The organism is Qipengyuania pelagi, from assembly GCF_009827295.1.
GTDB classification, from domain to species: Bacteria; Pseudomonadota; Alphaproteobacteria; order Sphingomonadales; family Sphingomonadaceae; genus Qipengyuania; species Qipengyuania pelagi.
Genome location: NZ_WTYD01000002.1, coordinates 443936 through 467910 on the forward strand (window position 1 = coordinate 443936; position 23975 = coordinate 467910).

19 protein-coding genes are annotated in these 23975 nt (G+C 64.7%); 11 read left to right on the forward strand and 8 right to left on the reverse strand.

The annotated features are described in order from the left end of the window. Together GRI47_RS12970 and GRI47_RS12975 are read right to left on the reverse strand one after the other, a co-directional pair. On the reverse strand, positions 1-681 hold the full coding sequence (locus GRI47_RS12970; RefSeq protein WP_160661772.1) for an LPS export ABC transporter periplasmic protein LptC: 681 nt from the start codon (positions 679-681) through the stop codon (positions 1-3). A 7-nt stretch (positions 682-688) separates the two neighbouring features. Then, entirely contained in the window at positions 689-1312 is a 624-nt protein-coding gene (locus GRI47_RS12975; protein ID WP_160661773.1) for a ribonuclease D, read from the reverse strand. Positions 1313-1391: 79 nt separating this feature from the next. On the opposite strand from GRI47_RS12975, the gene GRI47_RS12980 reads away from it, so the two are divergent. After that, positions 1392-2072 (forward strand): uracil-DNA glycosylase, encoded by a 681-nt coding sequence (locus GRI47_RS12980; RefSeq protein WP_160661774.1) that lies wholly within the window; start codon positions 1392-1394, stop codon positions 2070-2072. A gap of 4 nt (positions 2073-2076) precedes the next feature. Here the strand turns inward: GRI47_RS12980 and GRI47_RS12985 are convergent, their stop codons facing one another. From GRI47_RS12985 to GRI47_RS13000, 4 genes are all read right to left on the reverse strand, one after another. Further along, positions 2077-3513, reverse strand: coding sequence for a glutamate synthase subunit beta (locus GRI47_RS12985; RefSeq protein WP_160661775.1), 1437 nt, complete (start codon positions 3511-3513; stop codon positions 2077-2079). A 151-nt stretch (positions 3514-3664) separates the two neighbouring features. Continuing rightward, on the reverse strand, positions 3665-8341 hold the full coding sequence (gene gltB, locus GRI47_RS12990) for a glutamate synthase large subunit (RefSeq protein WP_237452797.1): 4677 nt from the start codon (positions 8339-8341) through the stop codon (positions 3665-3667). Between the two features lie 184 nt (positions 8342-8525). Beyond that, entirely contained in the window at positions 8526-9695 is a 1170-nt protein-coding gene (locus GRI47_RS12995; RefSeq protein WP_160661776.1) for a hypothetical protein, read from the reverse strand. An 18-nt stretch (positions 9696-9713) separates the two neighbouring features. Beyond that, the gene (locus GRI47_RS13000; protein WP_160661777.1) at positions 9714-10943 is read right to left on the reverse strand and encodes a TIGR04063 family PEP-CTERM/XrtA system glycosyltransferase; all 1230 of its coding nucleotides are present in this window, start codon (positions 10941-10943) and stop codon (positions 9714-9716) included. Between the two features lie 88 nt (positions 10944-11031). Here GRI47_RS13000 and GRI47_RS14850 point away from each other — a divergent pair, with 88 nt between their 5' ends. The 5 genes from GRI47_RS14850 to GRI47_RS13020 all read left to right on the forward strand — a co-directional run bounded on the left by GRI47_RS14850 (position 11032) and on the right by GRI47_RS13020 (position 15411). After that, positions 11032-11211, forward strand: a complete 180-nt coding sequence (locus GRI47_RS14850; protein ID WP_202387524.1) for a hypothetical protein — start codon at positions 11032-11034, stop codon at positions 11209-11211. Then, positions 11208-12614 (forward strand): DUF5935 domain-containing protein, encoded by a 1407-nt coding sequence (locus GRI47_RS13005; RefSeq protein ID WP_337190696.1) that lies wholly within the window; start codon positions 11208-11210, stop codon positions 12612-12614. Before GRI47_RS14850 ends, GRI47_RS13005 begins: the two co-directional genes overlap by 4 nt. A gap of 96 nt (positions 12615-12710) precedes the next feature. Next, positions 12711-13160: a MaoC family dehydratase gene (locus tag GRI47_RS13010; protein WP_160661778.1), complete on the forward strand. Its 450-nt coding sequence runs from the start codon at positions 12711-12713 to the stop codon at positions 13158-13160. 79 nt (positions 13161-13239) lie between these two features. After that, entirely contained in the window at positions 13240-14418 is a 1179-nt protein-coding gene (locus tag GRI47_RS13015; RefSeq protein ID WP_160661779.1) for an acetyl-CoA C-acyltransferase, read from the forward strand. A 276-nt stretch (positions 14419-14694) separates the two neighbouring features. After that, a complete protein-coding gene (locus tag GRI47_RS13020; protein WP_160661780.1) occupies positions 14695-15411 on the forward strand; it encodes a hypothetical protein in 717 nt (238 codons plus the stop codon). Positions 15412-15455: 44 nt separating this feature from the next. Here the strand turns inward: GRI47_RS13020 and GRI47_RS13025 are convergent, their stop codons facing one another. After that, a complete protein-coding gene (locus tag GRI47_RS13025) occupies positions 15456-16676 on the reverse strand; it encodes a polyhydroxyalkanoate depolymerase (RefSeq protein WP_160661781.1) in 1221 nt (406 codons plus the stop codon). A gap of 294 nt (positions 16677-16970) precedes the next feature. Here GRI47_RS13025 and GRI47_RS13030 point away from each other — a divergent pair, with 294 nt between their 5' ends. The 5 genes from GRI47_RS13030 to GRI47_RS13050 all read left to right on the forward strand — a co-directional run bounded on the left by GRI47_RS13030 (position 16971) and on the right by GRI47_RS13050 (position 22636). Then, positions 16971-18698 carry an ABC transporter transmembrane domain-containing protein gene (locus GRI47_RS13030; RefSeq protein WP_237452827.1) on the forward strand — a complete coding sequence of 576 codons (1728 nt, stop codon included), beginning with the start codon at positions 16971-16973 and terminating at the stop codon, positions 18696-18698. Positions 18699-18858: 160 nt separating this feature from the next. Next, positions 18859-21042, forward strand: a complete 2184-nt coding sequence (locus GRI47_RS13035; protein ID WP_160661782.1) for a M13 family metallopeptidase — start codon at positions 18859-18861, stop codon at positions 21040-21042. 77 nt (positions 21043-21119) lie between these two features. Then, positions 21120-21929, forward strand: coding sequence for an undecaprenyl-diphosphate phosphatase (locus GRI47_RS13040; RefSeq protein WP_160661783.1), 810 nt, complete (start codon positions 21120-21122; stop codon positions 21927-21929). Between the two features lie 136 nt (positions 21930-22065). Next, a complete protein-coding gene (locus GRI47_RS13045) occupies positions 22066-22320 on the forward strand; it encodes a GlsB/YeaQ/YmgE family stress response membrane protein (RefSeq protein ID WP_160661784.1) in 255 nt (84 codons plus the stop codon). 73 nt (positions 22321-22393) lie between these two features. Continuing rightward, positions 22394-22636: a hypothetical protein gene (locus GRI47_RS13050; protein ID WP_160661785.1), complete on the forward strand. Its 243-nt coding sequence runs from the start codon at positions 22394-22396 to the stop codon at positions 22634-22636. 392 nt (positions 22637-23028) lie between these two features. Here GRI47_RS13050 and phhA read toward each other — a convergent pair whose 3' ends face one another. Next, on the reverse strand, positions 23029-23970 hold the full coding sequence (phhA, locus tag GRI47_RS13055) for a phenylalanine 4-monooxygenase (RefSeq protein ID WP_237452798.1): 942 nt from the start codon (positions 23968-23970) through the stop codon (positions 23029-23031). Positions 23971-23975: the final 5 nt, after the last annotated feature.

Below are 23975 nucleotides of genomic sequence, written 5' to 3' on the forward strand. Positions count from 1 at the left end.
TCACGGCATCCTCAATCGGCCGGGTATCATCCGCAGCCTGGCATTCCCTTCGAGCGCGACGGTGCGCGCGTCGAGATCGGCTTCCAACTCGTTGGCGGAAAAGGTCCCTGCGGGAATAGCGCCGGAGACGCCCCCGGTTCCCACCACGGTCTTGCTGGAAAGGCTGATCAGCACATCGCGCAGCAGCATCGAATACCCGTCCGCCGCCGTCATCCGCACCGCGCCCGGCACGCGCATCGCGGCGGCATCGATATCGTAGGCTCCGCCGGGCGCCAGCAATTGGGCAGGCCCGTCGCGCAACAGGATGCGGGCACGCATATCGTCCATCCGCACGATACCTTCGAGGCTGGAGCGCTGCACCGCCTCGCCCGCCGTCAGCGAGAAGGGGCGCCCGCTATCGTCCCGGCCCCGATACAGCGCATTGTCGACGCGCAGCCGCTCGTCGATCACGGCGACCTTGTTGCGATCGAGCAGGAAGCTGATCTCCCCGCGCGGGCTCAGCGGCGTGATGACCATCAGTGCGGCGACCACGCCGACCGCCATGGGCAGGGCCTTGGCAAGGAACCCGACCAGACGGTCGTGCCGTCCGCCGGGCGCGGCGAAATGCTGGCGGCGGCTGCGCCTCTCGGCTGCCTGTTCGGTTTCGATCCGGCGTCGGCCGGTGGCCTCTACGCTCGCCATCGCGGGGCTATGCGGAGGCGTGGCTGAATATGTCGTGATCGGGCCAGCCGGCGAGATCGAGCCGCGCGCGATGGGGCAGGAAATCGAAACAGGCCTGCGCCAGCTCCATCCGGCCTTCGCGCTTCAACCGCTTTTCCAGCTCGTCCTTCAGCCGGTGGAGATAGCGCACGTCCGATGCCGCGTAATCGCGCTGCGCCTCGGTGATGACGGGGCCACCCCAGTCGGAGCTCTGCTGGTGCTTGGAGAGGTTCTCGCCCAGCAATTCCTCGACCAGATTCTTGAGGCCGTGGCGATCGGTATAGGTGCGCACCAGCTTGCTCGCGATCTTGGTGCAGAACACCGGCGCGGCGGTCACGCCGAGATAATGTTCGATCGCGGCGAGATCGAAGCGGGCGAAATGATAGAGCTTCACCCGATCGGGATCGCCCAGAATGGCGGCCAGATTGGGCGCTTCGTATTCGCTGTCGGGATTGAAGCGGACGAGATGTTCGTCCCCCCCGCCATCGCTGATCTGCACCACGCACAGGCGGTCGCGCGGGGTTATCAGCCCCATGGTCTCGGTATCGACCGCGACGGGCCCTTCAAGGACGACATCGGCGGGCAGGTCTTCTTCGTGGAAATATACGGCCATGCAGCGGGCCTTAGGCGCATCGGGGATTGAGGGAAAGGGGCGCTGGATCGTGGGCCCTGCGCACCGTATCGAAGCGGGGATGTCCGACCCCGTTCCCGCAAGCTGGCGCGCCGCGCTCGATCCCGTTCTGGCGAGCGGGGAGGCGCGGCGTCTGGGCGGTTGGCTGAGCGCCGAGGAGGCGGCGGGCAAACCGATCTATCCCCCGCGCGGCACCCGCCTGCGCGCGCTCGCGCTGACGCCGCTCGACGCGGTGAAGGTCGTGATCCTGGGGCAAGACCCCTATCACGGGCCGGGCCAGGCGATGGGCCTGAGCTTCTCCGTGCCCGAAGGCGTCAAAATCCCGCCGAGCCTGCGCAATATCTACAAGGAGCTGGAAAGCGACCTCGGCATCGCGCCCCCGTCGCATGGCGACCTGACCCGATGGGCCGAGCGAGGCGTCCTGCTGCTCAACACGTCTTTGACGGTCGAGGCGGGGCGGGCAGGCAGCCATGCGGGGAAGGGGTGGGAAGCGATCACCGACGCCTGCGTAAGAGCGGTCGCGGCGCGCGCCGAGCCGAGCGTCTTCATCCTCTGGGGAGCCCACGCGCAGACGAAACGCAAGACGATTCCCGAGATCGCAGCGCCGCGCCATCTCGTGATCGCAAGCCCGCATCCCAGCCCGCTCTCCGCGCGCCGCGGCTTCTTCGGCTCACACCCCTTCAGCCGCGCGAACGCGTTTCTCGAGGAAAAGGGACGCGGCGCGGTCGATTGGCGGGTGTGAGAACCTAACGCGGCAGGTCCGTCACGCCCATCAGCGCTTCGTCCACCGCTCTTGCACATTGGCGGCCTTCGCGGATGGCCCAGACGACCAGGCTCTGACCGCGCCGCATATCGCCGCAGGCGAAGACGCCGTCCTGATCGGTGGCGTAGCGCTGGGTATCGGCCTTGACGTTGCCGCGCTCGCACAATGCGACGCCCGCCTTGTCGAGCAGGCCGCGGCGCTTGGGACCGGTGAAGCCCATGGCCAGGAGGATGAGATCCGCCTTCAGCGTGAATTCGCTGCCCGGCACTTCCTCGAAGGAGCGGCCGTCCCATTCGATCCGCACGCATTCGAGGCCGGTGACGTCGCCATTCTCTCCGACGACGCGCTTGGTCAGCACCGCCCAGTCGCGCTCCGCCCCTTCCTCGTGGCTGGACGAGGTGCGCAGCTTCAGCGGCCAGTGCGGCCAGGTCATCGCCTTGTCCTCCTTTTCGGGAGGCTTGGGCATGATTTCGAGCTGCGTGACGCTGGCTGCGCCCTGGCGGTTGGAGGTGCCGACACAGTCGCTTCCCGTGTCGCCGCCGCCGATCACGATGACGTGCTTGCCCTTGGCGCTCAACGTGCCGCGCGGCGCGGCGCGTACTTCGTCGTCACCCGCATTGCGCTTGTTCTGCTGGGTGAGGAATTCCATCGCCAGGCGCACGCCCGAAAGCTCGGCCCCCGGAATGTCGAGCCGGCGCGGCTCTTCCGCCCCGCCTGCCAGCACCACCGCGTCGAAATTGTCCTGCAAGGCCTGGAAGCTGACCTCCACGCCCACCTCGGCGCTGGTGCGGAACTGGACGCCTTCGGCCTCCATCTGCACCGCGCGGCGGTTGATGAGGTGCTTCTCCATCTTGAAGTCGGGAATTCCGTAGCGCAGCAATCCGCCGATCCGGTCGCTCTTCTCGAACACCGTCACCGCATGGCCCGCGCGCGCCAATTGCTGGGCGCAGGCGAGGCCAGCGGGGCCGCTGCCGACCACTGCGACCGATTTGCCGGTCTGCTTTTCGGGAATTTGCGGTTCGACCCAGCCTTCCTTCCAGCCGCGATCGACGATCGCGCATTCGATCGATTTGATCGTCACCGGCTCGTCCACGATGTTGAGCGTGCAGGCCGCCTCGCACGGGGCGGGGCAGATCCGGCCGGTGAATTCGGGGAAATTGTTGGTTGAATGAAGGACGGCGAGCGCGTTCTTCCAGTCGTCTTCATAGACGAGGTGATTCCAGTCCGGGATGATGTTGTTCACCGGGCAGCCGTTATGGCAGTACGGAATCCCGCAATTCATGCACCGCGCGGCCTGCTTGCGCAGCGCGCCTTCCGCATGGGGAATCGTGAATTCCTTGTAATGCGTCAGCCGCTCCTGCGGATCGGCATAGGTGCGATCCTCGCGGTCGTATTCGAGGAAGCCGGTTTCCTTGCCCATCAGATGAATCCCAAACAAAAAACGCCATGATCAAACTCCTCGTCATTGCGAGGAGCCGAAGGCGACGAAGCAATCCAGCGCCTTGCCGTACCGCTCTGGATCGCCGCGTCGCTTCGCTCCTCGCGATGACGACAAGGGCTATAGGACGGGCTCATTCCGCCGCCTCCATCGCAGCCTGTTCGCGTTCGTCTTCCAGCGCTTTCAACGCCTTGGCGTAATCGCGCGGCATCACCTTCTTGAATTTCGGCAGCGCCGCGTCCCAATCCTCAAGCAGGCTGGTCGCGAGCTTCGAGCCGGTGTGCAGCTGGTGGCGTTCGACCAGAATGCGCAGCCGCTCGGCATCGTGATAGAGCGGATCGCCCATCCCGTTATTCTCGACCGAGAGGCCGCGCTGCTGCGGCTGGCCCCAGCTCTTTTCGGCGCCTTCGACTTCGTCCGTCGATACCGCGAACACATCGACCTGCGCCGGATTGACGCGCTGTTCGAAAGTGCCGTCGGGATCGTAGACATAGGCGATCCCGCCGCTCATCCCCGCGCCGAAATTGCGGCCCGTCTTGCCGAGCACGCAGACCACGCCGCCGGTCATGTATTCGCATGGATGATCGCCCGTGCCTTCGACCACCGCGACGGCGCCCGAATTCCTGACTGCGAAGCGTTCGCCCGCGACGCCGGCGAAATAGGCCTCGCCCGCGATCGCGCCATAGAGGACGGTGTTGCCGACGATGATGTTCTCGTCCGCCGTGCGGGGCGCGTTATCGGGCGGACGAACCGCGATGCGGCCCCCCGACAGGCCCTTGCCGACATAGTCGTTGGCATCGCCCGTCAGGTCGAGCGTGACGCCGTGGGCCAGCCATGCGCCGAAGCTCTGCCCGGCGACCCCGGTGAAGGCGATGCGGACGGTTTCGGGCGGCAGGCCAGCATGGCCATACTGTTCCGCGATCCGGCCCGACAGCATGGCGCCGGTGGTGCGGTTGACGTTGCGGATCGGCCGTTCGATCGTGACCGGCGTGCGGTTGTCGATCGCATCCCGGCAGGCCTCGATCAGATCGTTGTCGAGCGCGGCGCCGAGCCCGTGATCCTGCGTCAGCGTATGCCGGAGCGGCACGCCCTGGGCGACCTGCGGCTGGGCGAGCAGGCGCGACAGGTCGATCCCGCGCGCCTTCCAGTGGCGATGGACGCGCGCCGTATCGAGCCGGTCGACGCGGCCCACCATCTCCTCAACGGTGCGGAAGCCCATCTCGGCCATGATCGCCCGCAATTCCTCGGCGACGAAGAAGAAATAATTGATGACGTGTTCGGGCGTGCCGGTGAAGCGCTTGCGCAGGACCGGGTCCTGCGTCGCCACGCCGACCGGGCAGGTGTTGAGATGGCATTTGCGCATCATGATGCAGCCTGCCGCGATCAGCGGAGCGGTGGCGAAGCCGAATTCGTCCGCGCCGAGCAGCGCGCCGATCGCAACGTCGCGCCCGGTCCTGAGCCCGCCATCGACCTGCACCGCGATGCGCGAACGCAGATCGTTGAGCATCAGCGTCTGCTGCGTCTCGGCCAGGCCGATTTCCCAGGGCGAACCCGCATGGGTCAGCGAAGTCAGTGGGGACGCGCCCGTCCCGCCCTCGTAGCCCGAGATGGTGACGTGATCCGCCTTGCACTTCGAAACGCCCGCCGCCACGGTGCCGACGCCGACTTCGCTGACGAGCTTCACTGAAATGCGCGCCTTGGGCTGCACGTTCTTCAGATCGTGGATCAGCTGGGCGAGATCCTCGATCGAATAGATGTCGTGGTGGGGCGGCGGCGAGATCAGGCCCACGCCGGGGGTCGCATGGCGCACCTTGCCGATCACCTTGTCGACCTTGTGGCCGGGCAATTGCCCGCCTTCGCCGGGCTTCGCGCCCTGCGCCATCTTGATCTGGATATCGTCCGAATTGACGAGATATTCGGTGGTGACGCCGAACCGGCCGCTGGCGACCTGCTTGATCCGGCTGCGCATCGAATCGCCATTGTCCATCGGCACGAAGCGGTCGGGCTCCTCGCCCCCTTCGCCGGTGTTGGAGCGCCCGCCGATACGGTTCATCGCGATGGCGAGCGTGGTGTGCGCCTCGCGGCTGATGGAGCCGTAGCTCATCGCTCCGGTGCTGAACCGCTTGACGATGTCCACCGCCGGTTCGACCTCCTCGAGCGGGATCGGCTGGTCCGCCGGTTTCAGCTCCATCAGCCCGCGAATGGTCAGCAGGCGTTCGGACTGCTCGTTGATCGCCTTGGCGTAAGCGGCGTAATTGTCGGGCTTGTCGCCCCGCACCGCGTGCTGGAGATTGGCGACCGTTTCCGGCGTCCAGGCGTGATCCTCGCCCCGCAGGCGATATTGGTAGATCCCGCCGACATCGAGCATCCCTTCGTAGAGCGGGCTGTCGCCATAGGCTTGGCCGTGGCGCAGCACCGCTTCTTCCGCGATTTCGGCCAACCCGGCGCCGCCGATCGTGGTCGCGGTGCCGGTGAAGAAATCGTCGACGAAATCCTGCGCCAGCCCGACCGCGTCGAAGATCTGCGCGCCGCAATAGGACTGGTAGGTCGAGATGCCCATCTTGGACATGACCTTCAAGATGCCCTTGCCGACCGCCTTGACGAAATTCGCCTCGACCTTCTTCGCGTCGAGATACGGCAGCTTGGTGGCGCGAAGGTTTTCGAGCGTTTCGAAGGCCACATAGGGATTGATCGCTTCCGCGCCATAGCCCGCCAATGCGCAGAAATGGTGTACTTCGCGCGCTTCGCCGGTTTCGACGACGAGGCCGGTCTGCATCCGCAGGCCCTGGCGCACCAGCTGATGGTGCACGGCGGAGGTCGCCAGCAGGGCAGGCATCGGGATGCGGTCCGGCCCCTGTTCGCGGTCGGACAGGATCAGGATCGTGTGGTCCTGCAACACCGCCTCGGTCGCGGCCCAGCACATTTCCTTGATCGCCATGGCGAGGCCCTCGGCCCCGGTGCTGGCATCCCAAGTCGTGTCGATCGTCGCGGTGCGGAACGCACCGTCGAGCGCGACTTCGACCGAGCGGATCTTGGCCAGATCCTCGTTGGTCAGGATCGGCTGCGCGATTTCGAGCCGCTTGTGCGATCCCGCCTCGCGCCCGAGCAGATTGGGGCGCGGGCCGATCATCGACATCAGGCTCATCACCAATTCCTCGCGGATCGGGTCGATCGGCGGGTTGGTGACCTGGGCGAAGTTCTGCTTGAAATAATCGTAGAGCAGGCGCGGGCGCGCGCTCAGCACCGCGATGGGCGTGTCGGTGCCCATCGATCCCACCGGGTCCTCGCCATTCGCGGCCATCGGCTCGAGGAAGCGCGAGAGGTCCTCCTGCGTGTAACCGAAGGCCTGCTGGCGTTCGAGCAGCGAGGTTTTCGCACTCGGAAGCTCCGACAATTCGGGTTCGATATGCGAGAGGTCTTCCAGCTTGTACTGCGCGCGGTCGAGCCATTCCTCGTAAGGATGTTCGGCGGCGAGCTGCGACTTCAGCTCGTCATCCTCGATGATGCGGCCCTGTTCGAGATCGATCAGCAGCATCTTGCCGGGCTGGAGGCGCCATTTGCGGACGATTTCCTCTTCCTCGACCGGGAGCACGCCGCTCTCGCTCGCGAGGATGACGTGGCCGTCCTGCGTCACGCAATAGCGCGCGGGCCTGAGGCCATTGCGATCGAGCGTGGCGCCGATCTGGCGCCCGTCGGTGAAGCAGACCGCGGCGGGCCCGTCCCAGGGTTCCATCAGCGCGGAATGGTATTCGTAGAAGGCGCGGCGGCCCGGATCCATCAGGTCGTTCTTGGCCCAGGCTTCCGGGATCAGCACCATCATCGCATGGGCGAGGCTGTAGCCGCCCGCCAGCAGCAGTTCGAGCGCATTGTCGAGGCAGGCCGTGTCCGACTGGCCATGCGGGATCAGCGGCCACATCTTGTCGAGATCGACGCCGAGCAGCTCGCTTTCCATCGTCCGGCGGCGCGCATTCATCCAGTTCACATTGCCGCGAACCGTGTTGATCTCGCCATTATGCGCGGTGAAGCGATAGGGGTGGGCGAGCCGCCAGCTGGGAAAGGTGTTGGTCGAGAACCGCTGGTGGACGAGCCCGAAAGCGGAGGTGCAGGCCTCGTCGCGCAGATCGTCGTAGAAGCTGCCGACCTGGTTCGCCAGCAGCAGCCCCTTATAGACGATGGTGCGGCTGGAAAAGCTCGGGATATAGGCCTTGGGAAGATCGGGAAGGCCGTGCTTTTCGGCCAGTTTCGCCAGCGGATTGAGCGTCTGCTTGCGGATCACGATCAGCTTGCGTTCGAAGGCGTCCTGATCGGCGCAGTTCTCGCCCCGCGCGACAATGCATTGGCGCATCACCGGCATGGAATCGATCACCGCCTGGCCCAGCCCGTCGAGCGTGGTCGGCACGTCGCGCCAGCCGAGCACGCGCTGGCCTTCCTTGGCGGCGAATTTCTCCAGCTGGTCGGCGACGAAACGGGCCGCCTCCTCGTCCTGCGGGAGGAAGCACTGGGCGACCGCATATTGGCCCGGCATCGGCAGGTCGACGCCTTCCTGCTCGGCCCAGCGGCGGAACAGCGGATCGGGCAATTGCAGCAGGATACCCGCGCCATCGCCCAGCAAGGGGTCCGCGCCCACGGCGCCACGATGGTCGAGATTGGCGAGGATTTCCAGCGCGCGGGTGACGATCGAATGGCTTTTCCCGCCCGCGATATGCGCCACCATGCCGACACCGCAGGCATCGTGTTCGTTACGCGGATCGTAAAGCCCGCTGGCGGGCGGCGGGAAACCGGTGGTCGTCATCGCTTGCGTCACTCGCATCCTTCGTGGCCGTCGGGCGCGAGGAAGCAGGCGAATGCGACCTCACGACTCGACCGTTCTCGCCGTACCGGTCGGGCACAGCTTAAATGTCGTGAAAAGCCCTTGTGACGATCGGAAGAAATTTTTGCAACTGCGAGAGGCGAAGGATTATTTCGCGGGGCAAAAGCTGATCAGGGGAGGGGCGTCAGGAGCCGTTGCCCACCTGGTCGAGCTTGGCGAGAGCGGCCCTGAGCATCGCCTGGGGATCGCCGGCGCCGCTATCCGCATTTGTCGTCTTTTGATCTGCGCGCGGCGCTTCATTGCCCGGAAAGGAAACCACCTCGTCCCCCTGCTCGCGAGCCTTTTGCGTCGAGCGATCGGCGGCGGTCTTACCCCCCAGAGCATCGATCGCGAGTTCGAGACGCGCGACCAGTTCGGGTAGCGAAAGCGTATCGGTCGGCGGGTAAGGAGCGGTCTCCGCCCCTTCGCGGATCTGCGGCGCAAGCTCGCTCTCCGCCTCCTGCTCCGGGTCCCTGTCGGGGGCTTCGTCGCGCAGGGGCGGCGTTCCCGAAACGAAGGAGGGATCGAAAATGCCGACTTCCGCGTCCTCATTGGGGCCATCCTCGCGGAAGGACAGCGTTTCGTGATCGTCCGCGTCCACTAACGGAATTGCAGGAGGGGGGATCGGGTCGGCATCGTCGAAGGCGCGCGGCGCATCGTCCTCGCGGCGGAGGCGCGCAAGACCGGCGACCAGACGGTCCGCCTCGGCGCGCTGGGGATCGTCAGCGGGGGGCGGACTATCGGTGCCATCTGCCGTATCCATATCCGTCCCGTCGCCCGGATATTCGCCCGCTTCCTCTTCGCGAAGCGCCGCTTCGAGGCGCGCGAAATCCACGCCGCGCTCCGCCTCTTTCGGGCCATCCGCCGGGTCGAGATCCGGCGAATGGGCGTAATCACTTTCGCCGTAATCGTCAGCATCCTCGGCCATCGTCTCGCGCCAGGCCTGCCAGGCGGTGGGCGCTTCGTCGTCTTCCGCCGCTGAATGGTCTGCCTGGTCCGCAGCGGCGATAGGCGCGTCGGAAGGATCGGCAGAAGCGGCCGGACGCGATGCGCGGCGGACCTGCCAGGCCACGAACAGCCCGATCAGCGCCCCCAGACCAGCTGCGGCGAGGGTGATCGCCAGTCGCGCGGTGGTGCCGAGCGGGGGCTGCGCGGCCGGGATGATATCGGCAAGGCCGGTCGCGCTCGCCGCGCTTTCGAAGATCGCGGCGGGCAGGACGAAGGTCCCCGCGCCGAGCAGGGCCGCGAACCAGAGTGCCACCAGCACCGGAAAGGCCGGATGGCTGCTGAGGGGGCGGGAAGAGGATGAGGTCATGGCAGGGCGCTCACTCGGTCAGGCGGCGCGCCGGGCGCCGTTTTCAGGCCGGTCGCCTACCAGACGTTGGTAAACGGGACGATAATTTTCGACATTGCGCGCCCAGTCATGCCGCGCGGCGACATGGGCGCGGCCCGCCTCGCGGATCGCGTCCCAACTGTCCCGGCGGTCGATCAGATCGGCGAGCGCGGCGGCGCAGGCGGCGGGATCGTCCGGCGCGAACAGGATACCCGTCTCTCCATCCGTGATCAGTTCGCGATGCCCGCCCACATCGCTCGCGGCGACGATCCGTTTCTGTGCCATCGCCTCGAGCGGCTTCAGCGGCGTCACGAGATCGGTCAGCCGCGATTTCTTGCGCGGATAGGCGAGCACGTCGACGAGCGAATAATAGCGCTCGACCTCGTCATGCGGCACGCGCCCGGCAAAGACGATCGCGTCATGCGCCGGGCTGGCGACTGCCTGCGCCCGCAAGCTGTCCTCCATCGGCCCGCCACCGACAAGGAGCAGGCGCGCGCCCGGATGGCGCTCGCGCAACAGGGGCATCGCGGCGATGAGATCGTCGAGCCCTTCGTAATCGTAGAAACTGCCGATGAAGCCGATCACCGGCCCTCCATCCAGAGCCAATCGCTCCGCCAGCGCCGTGTCGCGGGCAGGCGGCTCGCCGAACAGGGTGAGGTCGACGCCATTGGGAGAGAGCGCGATCTTTCCTGCGTCATGTCCGCGTTCGACCAGATCGCGGCGCAGGCCGTCGCAGATCGTGAACACCGCGTCGGCCCCCGCGACGACCCGGTTTTCGAGCGCGCGGGTGAGGCGGTATTTCACCGATCCCTCGCGCCCGGTCAGATTGCCGACCGCCGCATCCTCCCAGAACGCGCGGATTTCGTAGACGAAGGGCAGGCCCATGCGGCGCGCGGCTCTCAGCCCCGCCATCCCGCACAGGGCGGGCGAATGGGCGTGGAGGATATCAGGCCTCCAGTCTTCGCTCACCCGCTCGATACCGCTGCGCAACGCCTCGATTGTGCGCCATTCCCTGACTCCCGGCGGACCGGTGACGGGGCCGGGCACGCGCTCGAAGGTCAGGCCGTCATAGGTCGCCGTGCCCGTCTCGCCTTCGTGATAAAGCGGGCCGGTGATCGCGCGCACTTCGTATCCTGCCGCCTGCTGCGCTTTCAGGATCGCGCGCGTGCGGAAGGTATAGCCCGAATGGATCGGCAGCGAATGGTCGAGGATGTGCAGGATACGGGTCATTGCGCTATATCTCTTGCATATCAGGCTTAACGCGGCGTCAACCGCCTCCGCGTAAGAGCCGTCTTCGTCTCATCGGAAACGCGCGCACTTGATCGACTATTTCGCCCTTGCCCTGTGCCATGGACTGTTGCTGATCGCTTTGCTCAGGCTGGCGCGGCGCAGCGATGTCGACAAAGATGCCGCGCTGGAGGACGAGGCGGACACGCTCTCCGCGCGCGAAAAGCGGGCGAAGCGGCGCAAGCTGTCCGCCACGGCACGCGAACCGTGATCGATCTCGCCCTGTTCGCCTTCGTGATGGCGTTCCTCGCCCTGGGGGTCGCGCGCCCGTTCCTGTGGGTGCTCGCCTATATCTATATCGACATCCTCGCGCCCCAGAAGATCGGCTGGGTGCTGACGCCCGCGCTTCCCATCTCGCTGATCGCCTTCTGCGCCGCCTTTGCCGGCTGGCTGCTGACCGATCCCAAGAGCGAGACGCGCTTCCATTATCGCCAGGGGCTGATGCTGTTCCTGCTGCTATATTGCTTCGCGACGACGCAGACCGCCGATTTCCCGGTCGAGGCGGCGACGAAGTGGGAATGGGTGTGGAAGGCGCTGGTCTTCGCGATCTTCCTCCCCTTCACCCTCACCACGCGCACCCGGATCGAGGGGGTGATCCTGACCATCGTGCTGACGGTGGGGGCGATCGTCATCAGCGCCGGGATGAAGACCGCGCTGGGCGGGGGCGGGTATGGGAGCCTCTATTTCTTCGTCAACGACAACTCCAACATCTACGAAAGTTCGACGCTCGCCACGGTCGCGATCGGGATGACGCCGCTGGTCGCCTGGCTGATGAAATACGGGCGCGTCTTCCCGCCCGACTGGCGCGTGAAGGTTTTCGGCGTGTGCCTGATCTTCGCCTGCCTGCTGATCCCGGTGGGGACCGAGGCGCGCACCGGCCTGCTTTGCATCGCGGTGCTGGGGATATTGCTGCTGCGCACGGTCAAGAACCGGATCGCCTATATCGCCGGGGCAGCCATGCTCGGCCTCGTCGCGCTGCCCTTCCTGCCCGCCAGTTACTGGGAGCGCATGGCGACCATTACCGAGCATGGCGGGGACCAGTCGGCCTCCACCCGCGTGGCGGTGTGGGAATGGACGATCGACTATGTGAGCGAACATCCCTTCGGTGGCGGGTTCGACGCCTACAGGGGCAACAGCTTCAAATACATCATGCCCGAGCGCAAGGAGGAAGGCAGCTCGGTCTCGATCGAATATGTCGAGGTGGAGGACAAGGGGCGCGCCTTCCACTCGTCCTATTTCGAGCTGTTGGGCGAACAGGGCTATCCCGGCTTCATCGTGTGGATGATGCTGCAATTGACGGGCCTGTGGCAGATGGAGCGCCTGCGTCGCCGCTATCGCACGCGGGACGGGCCGGAGGACGCCTGGATCGGCCCGCTCGCGGCGGGATTGCAGAACGCACATGTCGTCTATCTCGTCGGCGCGGCGTTTCAGGGGATCGGCTATCAGCCCGTCATCTACCTGTTCCTCGGCCTCCAGATCGCGCTGTGGACCTATTGCGCGAAACGCGAATCGCTCGCCCCTGATGAGGGTAGCCAGCAACGCAGATCGCGGCGCGAGAAGCGTGCGCACCGCAATCCGTCTTCCGCGCCGGTTCGCGAAACTGCCATGCCGTAACGGCACGCGCGGCGCGGTTGCGCCATGCTTTTCCTTGCGCCATGAGGCCCTCTGACAGGCGTGATCTTTCGCGCCGCATCAAAGAAGGAGAGGCCGATGACCCCGCAGGAAGTGGCAGACAAGACCGGAGAACAGCTGGGCACCAGCGAATGGGTCGAGATGACGCAGGAGCGCATCAACCAGTTCGCCGAAGCGACCGGTGACCACCAGTTCATCCACGTCAACGAAGAAGCCGCCAAGATGACGCCGTTCGGGGGCACCATCGCCCACGGTTTCCTGACCCTGTCGATGATCCCCTACCTCACCGCGAACAGCGACGTGCCGCGCGTGGACGGGATCAAGATGGCCGTGAACTACGGCGGCAACAAGACGCGCTTCATCAACCCGGTCCGTTCGGGCAAGCGCATTCGCGGCCACTGGAAGCTGCTTGAAATGACCGAGAAGCGCCCCGGCCAGTGGCAGCAGACGGTCGAGATCACGATCGAGATCGAAGGCGAGGACAAGCCCGCGCTGATCTGCGAATGGATGACGATGTATTTCGTCTGATCCCCTTCGATCGTGACATTCCCCACCCGACCCCTCCCTTGAAGGGGGAGGGGCTCCAGAACCCCTGAGGATTTCCACCATGCGTGACGCAGTAATCGTCTCCACCGCCCGCACCGCCATCGGCCGCGCCTATAAGGGCGGGTTCAACGACACCAAGGGGGCGACGCTCGGCTCCTATTCCCTGAAGCCCGCTATCGAACGCGCCGGGATCGAGCCGGGCGAGGTCGACGACGTGTTGTGGGGCGCCGCCCTGCAGCAGGGTGCGCAGGCCGGCAATCTCGCCCGCCAGGTCGCGCTGCGCGCCGGATGCCCGATCGGCACCAGCGGCATGACGATCGACCGCCAGTGCTCCTCCGGCCTGATGAGCATCGCCACTGCGGCGAAGCAGATCATCACCGACCGGATGGACGTGGTCGCCGCCGGTGGTCAGGAGAGCATCTCGCTCGTCCAGACCAAGGATATGCGCGTCATGCCCGATCCCGAGCTGATGCAGATGCACGGCGCGATCTATATGCCGATGCTCCAGACCGCCGAAACGGTCGCCCAGCGTTACGGCATCAGCCGGGACCAGCAGGACGAATACGCCCTCCAGTCGCAGCAGCGCACCGCCGCCGCGCAGGAAGCGGGCAAGTTCGATGACGAGATCGTTGCCGTCTCCACCACCCACAAGGTGCAGGACAAGGAAACGGGCGAAATCTCGGACGTCGCGATCACCATCGACAAGGACGAAGGCAATCGCCCCTCGACCACGCTCGAAGGCCTCAACAGCCTCAAGCCGGTGATGGGCGAAGGCACCACGATCACGGCGGGCAATGCTTCGCAGCTTTCGGACGGCTCGAGCGCCAGCGTGCTGATGGAAGCCAAGGTCGCCGAGAAGAAGGGCCTCACGCCGCTCGGCCGCTATGTCGGCATGGCGGTCGCGGGCACCGAACCCGACGAGATGGGCATCGGCCCGGTCTTCGCGATCCCCAAGCTGCTCGAACGCTTCGACCTGAAGGTCGACGATATCGGTATCTGGGAGCTGAACGAGGCTTTCGCCGTCCAGGTCCTCTACTGCCGCGACAAGCTCGGGATCGATAACGACAGACTGAACGTCAATGGCGGCTCGATCTCGATCGGCCACCCCTACGGCATGACCGGCGCGCGCTGCACCGGCCACGTGCTCTTGGAAGGCAAGCGCATGGGCGCCAAATACGGCGTCGTCACCATGTGCGTCGGCGGCGGCATGGGCGCAGCGGGCCTGTTCGAGATTTTTTGAGAGAAAAGACAGGCTGGACAAAGATGGGCGGTGCCGGAAAACGGCGCCGCCCATCTTTTTTGGCATCAACTAATGGCTGGTTTTGGGTGTGTCGGCTTCAGACGCTAGAGACAAAGATGCGCTTATCTGTTGAGGTAAATTTTGAACAATATGTCCGACAATCTTCGTTTAATGTGCTAATAGAATTTTTTCTTAAACTCCTTGGGGCGTATTTGTGTGATGGCGATAAAAGCAAATTCAAAGCGAACGCAAACCCCCGAGCCGACCTTGGACTTAATGGTGAAGGCAATCATCGAAACTATGCCTGACCATTTTGCTCCGGATGAACATAATCTGCTCCCCGACGGAAAACGGTACAAAGCGCCCGACCATTCTGTTTTGGGTGGCTCGCTTCTCATTGAACGAAAATCCCGATCGGATGACTTAAGTGAGAAGGTCGTTCGCCGCCTTACGAAATTGGGGCTGGCTCAGGGCTGGCGCGGAGGTGCTTACGGTAAGCATCGCCTTGACCGGATTATGTCCGACTTTCCAAATTTGGTGGCAGCGAATCGTGAGATTACCGACTATATTTTCCGCCAGATGCTTAAGCGGCTACGAGAAGCAAACAAGAAGTTCATTGTTTTTGCCAAGCACAATCCTGCTGCGCACAGCACTCGCGTCGTCATCGTTTCCGACCATTCAACGCAACCGGGGGGCAATGCAGCCGACGAAGCATTTATTGGAAGGAAGATGGGCGGCTATAGCCCTGCGGACGACAACATACCTTACGTCGACGCTGTGATCCTGCTGAAGCACCCGTCCTACGTATTCGATGAGGAGAACAGCTATTGGCTCAAATGTCTTATCAGGGGCAGTCTAAGCGAGCAGAATCGAGACAAGGTCGTTCACTTGGCTAGCAAAATTCATAATAGTTTCGCTCTAATTCCCGAGTTTACCCAAGCCCTCACGAAATTGCGCATGTCGGCTTTCCGGGTCACATTGATTTCCTCCTGAGGTCCTAGATTTGACAGGGAGGCCGCCCTTTCGCCTCCGCTCTATCACCCATGCTCCCCAATAAACTCCTCGACCACCGGGGCGATCTTTCCGCGCCATTTGCTGCCGTTGAAGATGCCGTAATGCCCGGCGCCCTCGGCCATGTAGTAGCGCTTCTTGGAAGCATCCAAATTCGGCGTCAGTTCCAGCGCGGCACGGGTCTGGCCTAGCCCCGAAATGTCGTCGCGCTCGCCTTCGATGGCGAGGAGGGCGGTCTTGGTGATGTCGCCCAGATCGATACGGCGGCCGCGGTGTTCGTAGGTGCCGTTGGGGAGCGAATGTTCCTGGAACACCTCCACCACGGTCTGGAGATAGAATTCCGCCGTCATGTCGCAGACGCTGCGATATTCGTCGTAGAAATCCTTGGTCGCCTGCGCGCTCGCATCGTCGCCGGCGGTGAGATGCTTGAACATCTCGTAATGGCTTTGCATGTGGTTGCCGAGATTCATCGACATGAAGCTCGCCAGCTGGAGGAAGCCGGGATAGACGCGCCGCCCGCTGCCGCGATACTGCATCGGCACGGTGGCGATGACGTTGTGGCGGAACCACTCGATCGGGCGATCCATGGCGAGATCGTTGACCGTGGTGGGCGAACAGCGCGTGTCGATCGGCCCGCCCATCATGGTGAGCGTCCTGGGCGCACAGGGGTGATCGTCCCGGTTCATGATCGCGACTGCGGCGAACACCGGGACGGAGGGCTGGCAGACGGCCATGGCGTGCGCGTCCGGCCCGATATGTTCGAGGAAACCGATCACATAATCGATGTAATCGTCGAGATCGAACTGGCCTTCGGACAGCGGCACCGTCTTCGCATCGGCCCAGTCGGTGACATAGACCTCGCAGCTTTCGACCATGCGTTCGACCGTGCCGCGCAGCAGGGTGGCGTAATGGCCGCTCATCGGCGCGACGACGAGCAGCTTGGGCGCATCGTCGGCCAACCCGTCGCGGCGGAAGCGCTTGAGATCGCCGAAGGGCCGGTTGACCACGGTCGCTTCCTCGACCGGGCGGGCCTTCCCATCGACCTTGACCGCGTCGATATTCCAGGCGGGCTTGCCATAGGTGGCGGTGGCGTGGGCGAACACTTCGAGCGCACTCGCCGCCATCGGGCCCATGCCGAAATAGCCGAGCGGAAGCGCCGGATTGCTCAGCATTTCCGAGCCGATCGCGGCCAGGGCGCTGGCGCTCGATAGCCAGCTGCGTTGCAGTTCGTAGGCCTGGTAAAGCATTGCGGTTCCCCTGCGGACGCCTGTTCGAGTTCTTTGTGGCGTGCTTCGTTTGTCGGGACAAGGTGGCGATGGAATGCCTTGTGTGCAACGCACAATGCACGAAAAGGCGGCAAACCGCGCCTCTGGCGAGTGGATTTTCTTGGCCTGCGGGCTTACGTGCGGGGCATGGATGCCACTCCGCGCAAAATCTCCCGCAAGCGCCGCTTCGGCCGTGGTTCGCGCGCCGAGGGGGCGGGGCCCGACACGGGGACGGACATCGGCACTGGCGAGGCGCGCTCGCTGAAGCCGCTGCGCATGGTCTATTCTGCGGTTGCGAACTATCCCGGCTATCTCGCGCTCGCAGGCCTGGCGCTGATCATCACGGCGGCGGCCACGCTGGCGATCCCCGCCGGGTTCAAGATGGTGATCGATCGCGGGTTCTCGGCAGGCGGGAATGCGGACGATATCGGGCGCTGGTTCCGCTATCTGCTGATGATCGTGGCCGTCCTCGCGGCGGGCACCGCGATGCGGTTCTATTTCGTCAGCTGGCTGGGCGAGCGGGTGGTCGCGGATATCCGCCTGCGCGTGCACCGCAATCTCCTGCGGCTCGCCCCCGCCTTCTACGAGGAGAACTCCCCCAAGGAGATTTCCAGCCGCATGACCAGCGATACCGCGCTGATCGAACAGGTCGTCGGCACCACCGTCTCGGTCGCGCTGCGCAATCTGCTGATGGCGATCGGGGGGACGATCTACCTGTTCTACCTCGTGCCCGGCCTCACCATCGGCCTCGTGCTGATCATCCCGGCGATCGTGATCCCGATCACCTATTTCGGGCGCCGCCTGAGAACGGTCAGCCGCACCAGCCAGGATCGGGTGGCCGATATCGGCGCGATGGTGACCGAGGTCCTCTCGGCGATGAAGATCGTCCAGGGCTTCAATCAGGAAAAGCGCGAGGCGGATCGGTTTCAGGAGGCGGTGGAGCGCACATTCGGCGTGGCGCGGCGCCGCATCCTCATCCGTGCGGCGATGACCGCGATCGTGATCCTGTTCGTGTTCGGCGGAATCACCATCCTGGTCTGGCGCGGGGCGACCGCCGTGAGCGAAGGGACGATCACGGGCGGCACGATCGCGGCCTTCGTCCTTACAGCCGGATTGGTGGCGGGCGCCTTCGGATCGCTCACGGAGGTCTATGGCGACCTGTTGCGCGGCGCGGGCGCGGCGAGCCGGTTGGGCGAATTGCTGGAGGAAACGCCCGATATCGCGCCGCCCGCAAGGCCCCAGAGCCTCCCCGTCCCACCGCGCGGCAGCCTGTCCTTCCGCAACGTCACCTTCCGCTATCCAACCCGGCCCGATGTCGCGGCACTGAAGGATTTCAGCCTCGAGGTCGAACCGGGCGAGACGGTCGCCATTGTCGGGCCTTCGGGGGCCGGTAAATCGACCATCTTCCAGCTCGCCGAGCGGTTCTACGACCCCCAGGCCGGCACGATCCGCCTCGACGGGGTCGCGCTGACGAGCGCCGATCCCGCCGACATCCGCGACCGGATCGCCATGGTGCCGCAGGACGGCGTCCTGTTCAGCGCGAATGCGCGCGACAATCTGCGCTACGGAAACTGGGCGGCGAGCGATGAACAGATCTGGGATGCGGCGCGCGCGGCCAATGCCGCCGATTTCCTCGAACGCCTGCCCGACGGGCTCGACACCTATCTGGGCGAGAACGGCACCCGCCTGTCGGGCGGACAGCAGCAGCGGCTGGCCATCGCCCGCGCGCTGTTGCGCGATGCCCCGATCCTCTTGCTGGACGAGGCGACCAGCGCGCTCGATGCGGAAAGCGAGCGGCTGGTGCAGGATGCGCTCGAACGGCTGATGCAGGATCGCACCACGCTCGTCATCGCCCACCGCCTCGCCACCGTGCGCGCGGCGGACCGGATCGTGGTGATGGAGGATGGCGCGATCGTGGAACAGGGCACGCACGCCCAACTCTCTTCGGGCGAGGGCCTCTATGCCCGTCTCGCGACCCTCCAGTTCGGGCTCGAAAGCGCCTGATCGCTTGCGTTTTCGGCGGTTCAGGCCGCTTTCAGCCGCACCATTCTATAAAGCCCGCTCTCGTTCCGACGAACGGCGTTGACGGGTCGCACCGGGCGCGCTTCACCCTGCCGGGTGACCTTCGGGACATTTCGTCCGCAAGTTTGGGAGTCGCCTTTCTATGATCCGCCATATTCTTTCCGCCGGGGCCAGCGTCCTCACCCTGTCGCTCGCCGTGCCCGCCGCCGCGCAGGACGCGCATGAGATGGAGGGCGTCCACGAGGTGTTCCATGTCGAGCAGGGCGATGCGCCTGCCGCCGCCACGGTCGCCACGCCGACCATGAGCTTCGGGACCTGGGGCTTCGATCCCACGAGCCTGTCGCCCTCGATCGATCCGGGTGACGACTTCTTCGCCTACGCCAACCAGAAATGGCTCGATGCCAATCCGCTGCCGCCCGAATACAGCCGCTTCGGCGCCTTCAACCTGCTGCGCGAGAAATCGACCAGCGACGTCAAGACCCTCGTCGACGAATTGGTCGCGCGCGATGCCGCCAGCCTGTCGAATGACGAGCGTCGCATCGTGGCCGCCTACAACGCCTATAACGACACCGCCGCGATCGACGCCGCGGGTCTCGCGCCCGCGCAGCCCTATCTCGATGCGATCCGGGGCACGGACGATCTGGCGCAGCTCGTCACGCTGTGGTCGAAGCCCGGCTATTCCAGCCCGCTCGGCGGCTATGTCTCGGTCGATGCCAAGGAGCCGACGCGCTATTCTGTCTATCTCGGCTCGGGCGGCCTCGGCCTGCCCGATCGCGATTACTATCTCGACACAAGCGAGAAGGGCCAGGCCATCCAGGCCAAATATCGCGACTATCTGACCTTCCTCTACGAACAGGCCGGATACCAGAATGCCGCCGCGATGGCGCAGCAGGTCTATGATTTCGAAGACCAGATCGCGCGCACCGTCACCTGGGACCGCGCCACGCGCCGCAATCGCGACCTGACTTATAACGCGCTGACGCCTGCCGAATTGCGCGCCATGGCGGGCGATTTCCCGATTGACGCGATGCTGACCAATTCGGGCTTTGCCGACACGGACCGCTTCATCGTTTCCGACCTGCCGCCGAGCGATGCGCGGGCGCAGGAACTCGGCCTCGACGAAGCGACGCTTGCCAAGATCGGCGGCGGCACGCCCGCGATGATGAAGCTCGTTCAGGCGACCCCGCTCGACGTGTTGCAGGCCTGGACGGTCAAGGGCTTCCTGAATTCGAACGCGGCGGTCCTGCCGAGTGCGCTCGATAACGCGCAGTTCGCTTTCTACGGCACGACGCTGAACGGTACGCCCGAACAGCGCCCACGGTGGAAGCGTTCGATCGACGAGACCGAAGGCCTTTTGGGCGAGCTGGTCGGCGCGTCCTATGTCGAGCGCTATTTCCCCGCCGAGAACAAGGCCGCGATGGTCGATCTGGTCGCCAATCTGCGCAAGGCCGTCGCCCAGAGCATCGACGATATCGAGTGGATGAGCCCGGCGACCAAGAAGGAAGCCCTGGCCAAGCTCGACGCGTTCGATCCCAAGATCGGTTATCGCGACGAGCTGGAAACCTACGACACGCTGGCGATCGATGCCGACGGCCCGCTCGCCAACCGCATGGCGGCGGCGCAGTGGCAGTGGGACGATATGCTGTCGAAGCTCGGCGGTCCGATCGATCGCACCGAATGGGGGATGCTGCCCCAGACGGTGAACGCCTATTACAACCCCACCAAGAACGAGATCGTGTTCCCGGCGGGCATCCTCCAGCAACCCTTCTTCGGTATCACCGCCGATGCGGCGGTGAATTACGGGGGGATCGGCGGCGTGATCGGGCACGAGATCGGGCACGGTTTCGACGATCAGGGCTCGAAGTCCGACGGTACGGGGATGCTGCGCAATTGGTGGACCGATGCCGATCGCGAGGCGTTCGATGCGCGCGGCAATGCGCTGGTCGAACAGTATAACGCGTTCTGCCCGCTCGACGATGGGGAAACCTGCGTGAACGGGCGCCTGACGCTGGGCGAGAACATCGGCGATCTCGGCGGCCTGGCGCTCGCTTATCGCGCCTACAAGCTGCATCTGAACGGCAAGGAGGACAAGGTGATCGACGGGCTGACCGGCGATCAGCGCTTCTTCCTCGCATGGGCGCAGGTGTGGCGCTCGCAGCAGCGCGAGGATGCCGCTCGTCAGCGCCTGCGCACCGATCCGCACAGCCCGGAGGAATTCCGCGTCAACGGCGTCGTGCGCAACATGGACGCCTGGTACAACGCCTTCAACGTGACGCCGCAGGACGATCTGTATCTTCCGCCCGAACAGCGGATCGTGATCTTCTGATCGCGCTGGTCGCATAGACTATCCCGGGGGGCGGCAGGTCGCTTGACTTGCCGCCCCCTTTTGTCTTGGGGGCAAGCATGTCCACCACCCTTACCGCTATCCTCCTCGGCATCCTCGAAGGCCTGACCGAGTTCCTGCCCGTTTCATCGACCGGGCACCTGATCCTGGCGCAGGGCTTCTTCGGCTACGATCCGGCCCAGTGGCGCCAGTTCAACATCGTGATCCAGTTGGGCGCGATCCTGGCGGTGGTGGTGAGCTATTGGTCGCTGTTCTGGTCGATGGGGACGGGCCTCTTGAAGGGGGATGCGCAATCGGTTCGGTTCGTGCGCAACATTTTCCTCGGCTTCCTGCCCGCGGCGGTCATCGGCCTGCTCGCGAAGGACGCGATCGACGTGATGCTCGAAAGTCCGCTCGTGGTGGCGGGTGCCCTGATCGTGGGCGGGATCGCGATCCTCGTTTTGGAAAAGATCATTCCCGCGCGCCCCGATCACGGGGTGGCGGCGCTGTCGTGGAAATCCTGCCTCACGATCGGCCTCGTCCAGTGCCTGGCGATGGTGCCGGGCACCAGCCGCTCGGCAGCGACGATCATGGGGGCGCTGGCTATGGGCGTGGGGCGCAAGACGGCGGCCGAATTCAGCTTCTTCCTCGCCGTGCCGACCATGCTGGGTGCCGCGACGGTCAAGATCCTCGACGAACCGGCCCTTCTCGCAGGCGAAGCGGCGATCGGATGGACCGAGATCGCGCTGGGCTTCGTCGCCGCCTTCCTGGTGGCGCTGGCGGTGATCCGCGCCTTCGTCGCCTATGTTTCGAAGCATGGCTTCGCGCCTTTCGCTTGGTATCGTATCGCCTTGGGTCTGGTCGCAGTGTGGTTCTTCGCGATTGCGTGATCGAGCCCCATAATGTGAGGCTGCCTGCGGGCTGCGCCAGGAACAATCCGGCTACTTCGACAAAATCCCGCCATAATCGGGAACCGAACCGCTCTTGGGCGCTTATTGCACCCATAAGCCAGTCGGATAAGCTTTCATGGGTCTGATAATTCTCATCGTGGTCGGCGCCTTGCTCGGATGGCTTGGTTCCATCGTGCTGCGCCGCGAAGATCGCGGTGCGATCCTGACCATGATCGGGGCTGGCATCGTCGGCTCGCTGCTTGCCGGGGCTATACTCGGCAATGCCAATCTGTTGGCAACAGTCGGCCCGCTCGACCTGCTTTGGGCGGTTCTGGGTGCGATCGCCGCGATCGCCCTCGCCGATGTCGCCCGCCAGCGGGCCTTTCGGTGATCGGCCCGATTACGAGTCACTAGAAGGGATTTTTCCACGCAGTGTGGAGAATCCGATAAAAAGGGGAAGAAGAATGAAGAAAATTGCTTTTGCATCGATGGCCGCGCTCGGCCTGACGCTCGCCGCCTGTGACAGCCCGCAGGAAAACGCCATGGAAGACCAGGCGGAAACCATGGAAGACAATCGCGACGCGATGGTCAACGACATGGAAGCTTCGGGCGAAATCACCGACGAGCAGGCCGACGCCATGGACGATCAGACCGATGCCATGGAAGAGCAGATGGAAGAACAAGCGGACAATATGGACACCCCGTAAGTCCGGTATTCTACCGATATAGAAAGGGCCCCGGAGCGATCCGGGGCCTTTTTTTGTTCCGCATCCCCTCCGGGATGCGATGTCCTCGCGCCTTCGGCGCTGCGGGCGGGCGGTCGCCCTTGCGGACCCTGCGGGTCCGAGCTCCGCCGCCAGGCCTCAAGGCCGGGAATGGTCCGGTCCGCAACCAGCGGACCGCAAGGCCACGCGGCCGCCCCGCAGGTGCCCCGGAGCGAAGCGCCGGGATCAGCACCGAGGACGAACCCGCGGAGGCGGGTTCGCTTTACAAAAACCGGACCAGCGGACCGCAAGGCCACGCGGCCGCCCCGCAGGTGCCCCGGAGCGAAGCGCAGGGATCAGCACCGAGGACGAAGCCACGGAGGTGGCTTTGAAAACTAAACAGCCTTCGCGCCGCTCCCTCGTCCGCCTCTGAGCGTATATTCCAGCGTTCCCGGATGCAGCACGTCATCGACATCGATCACGGCGGTGTTGGCGTAAGTGAAGCCGGGATCGAGCGTGCGGTAAAGCCGGTCGAAATCGCGCTCCACCGTCTGCTGATAGAGATCCTCGAAGCTCTTGATCACGAAATAGGTCGGTTGGAGGTCGCTGATGACGTAATCCGTGCGCATGACACGGTCGACATTGAGCATGATGCGATTGGGGCTTTCCGCCTCCACCGCGTAGACCACCTCGGTCGGCCCCGAAAGGATGCCCGCCCCGTAGGCGCGGATATCGCCGGGCGCTTCCTGCAACAGGCCGAATTCGACCGTATACCAGTAAAGCGATCCCAGCGCCTTCAACCGGTTGTGGCGCATCGCCTTCCATCCGGCCTTGCCGTATTCCTGCATGTAATCGGCATAGACCGGGTCGGTCAGCATCGGCACATGGCCGAACACGTCGTGGAAGACGTCGGGTTCCTGAATGTAATCGAACGTTTCGCGCGTGCGGATGAAATTGCCCGCCGGGAAGCGGCGGTTGGCGAGATGCCAGAAGAAGACATGGTCGGGGATCAGCATGGGGACGGGCACCACGCTCCACCCGGTCAGTCTGCCCAGTTCCGCGCTCAGATCGCCGAAATCGGGCACGCCGCCGCGCCCGAGATCGAGCTTTTCGAGTCCCTGCATGAACGCGGTCGCCGCGCGGCCGGGAAGCACCTCCATCTGGCGCGCAAACAGATCGTTCCAGATCGCGTCGTCGTCCGAATCGTATTCGGTCTGCTTGGGTTCCAGCCAGTCTTCGCCGAGGTGGTCGGGCCGCTTAAGCGGAGCGGTGAACACGCCTTCGGGCATTTCGGGAAGGCGGGTGAAATCCTGTTCGGGTTCAGCGAGTGTAGCCATGCGAG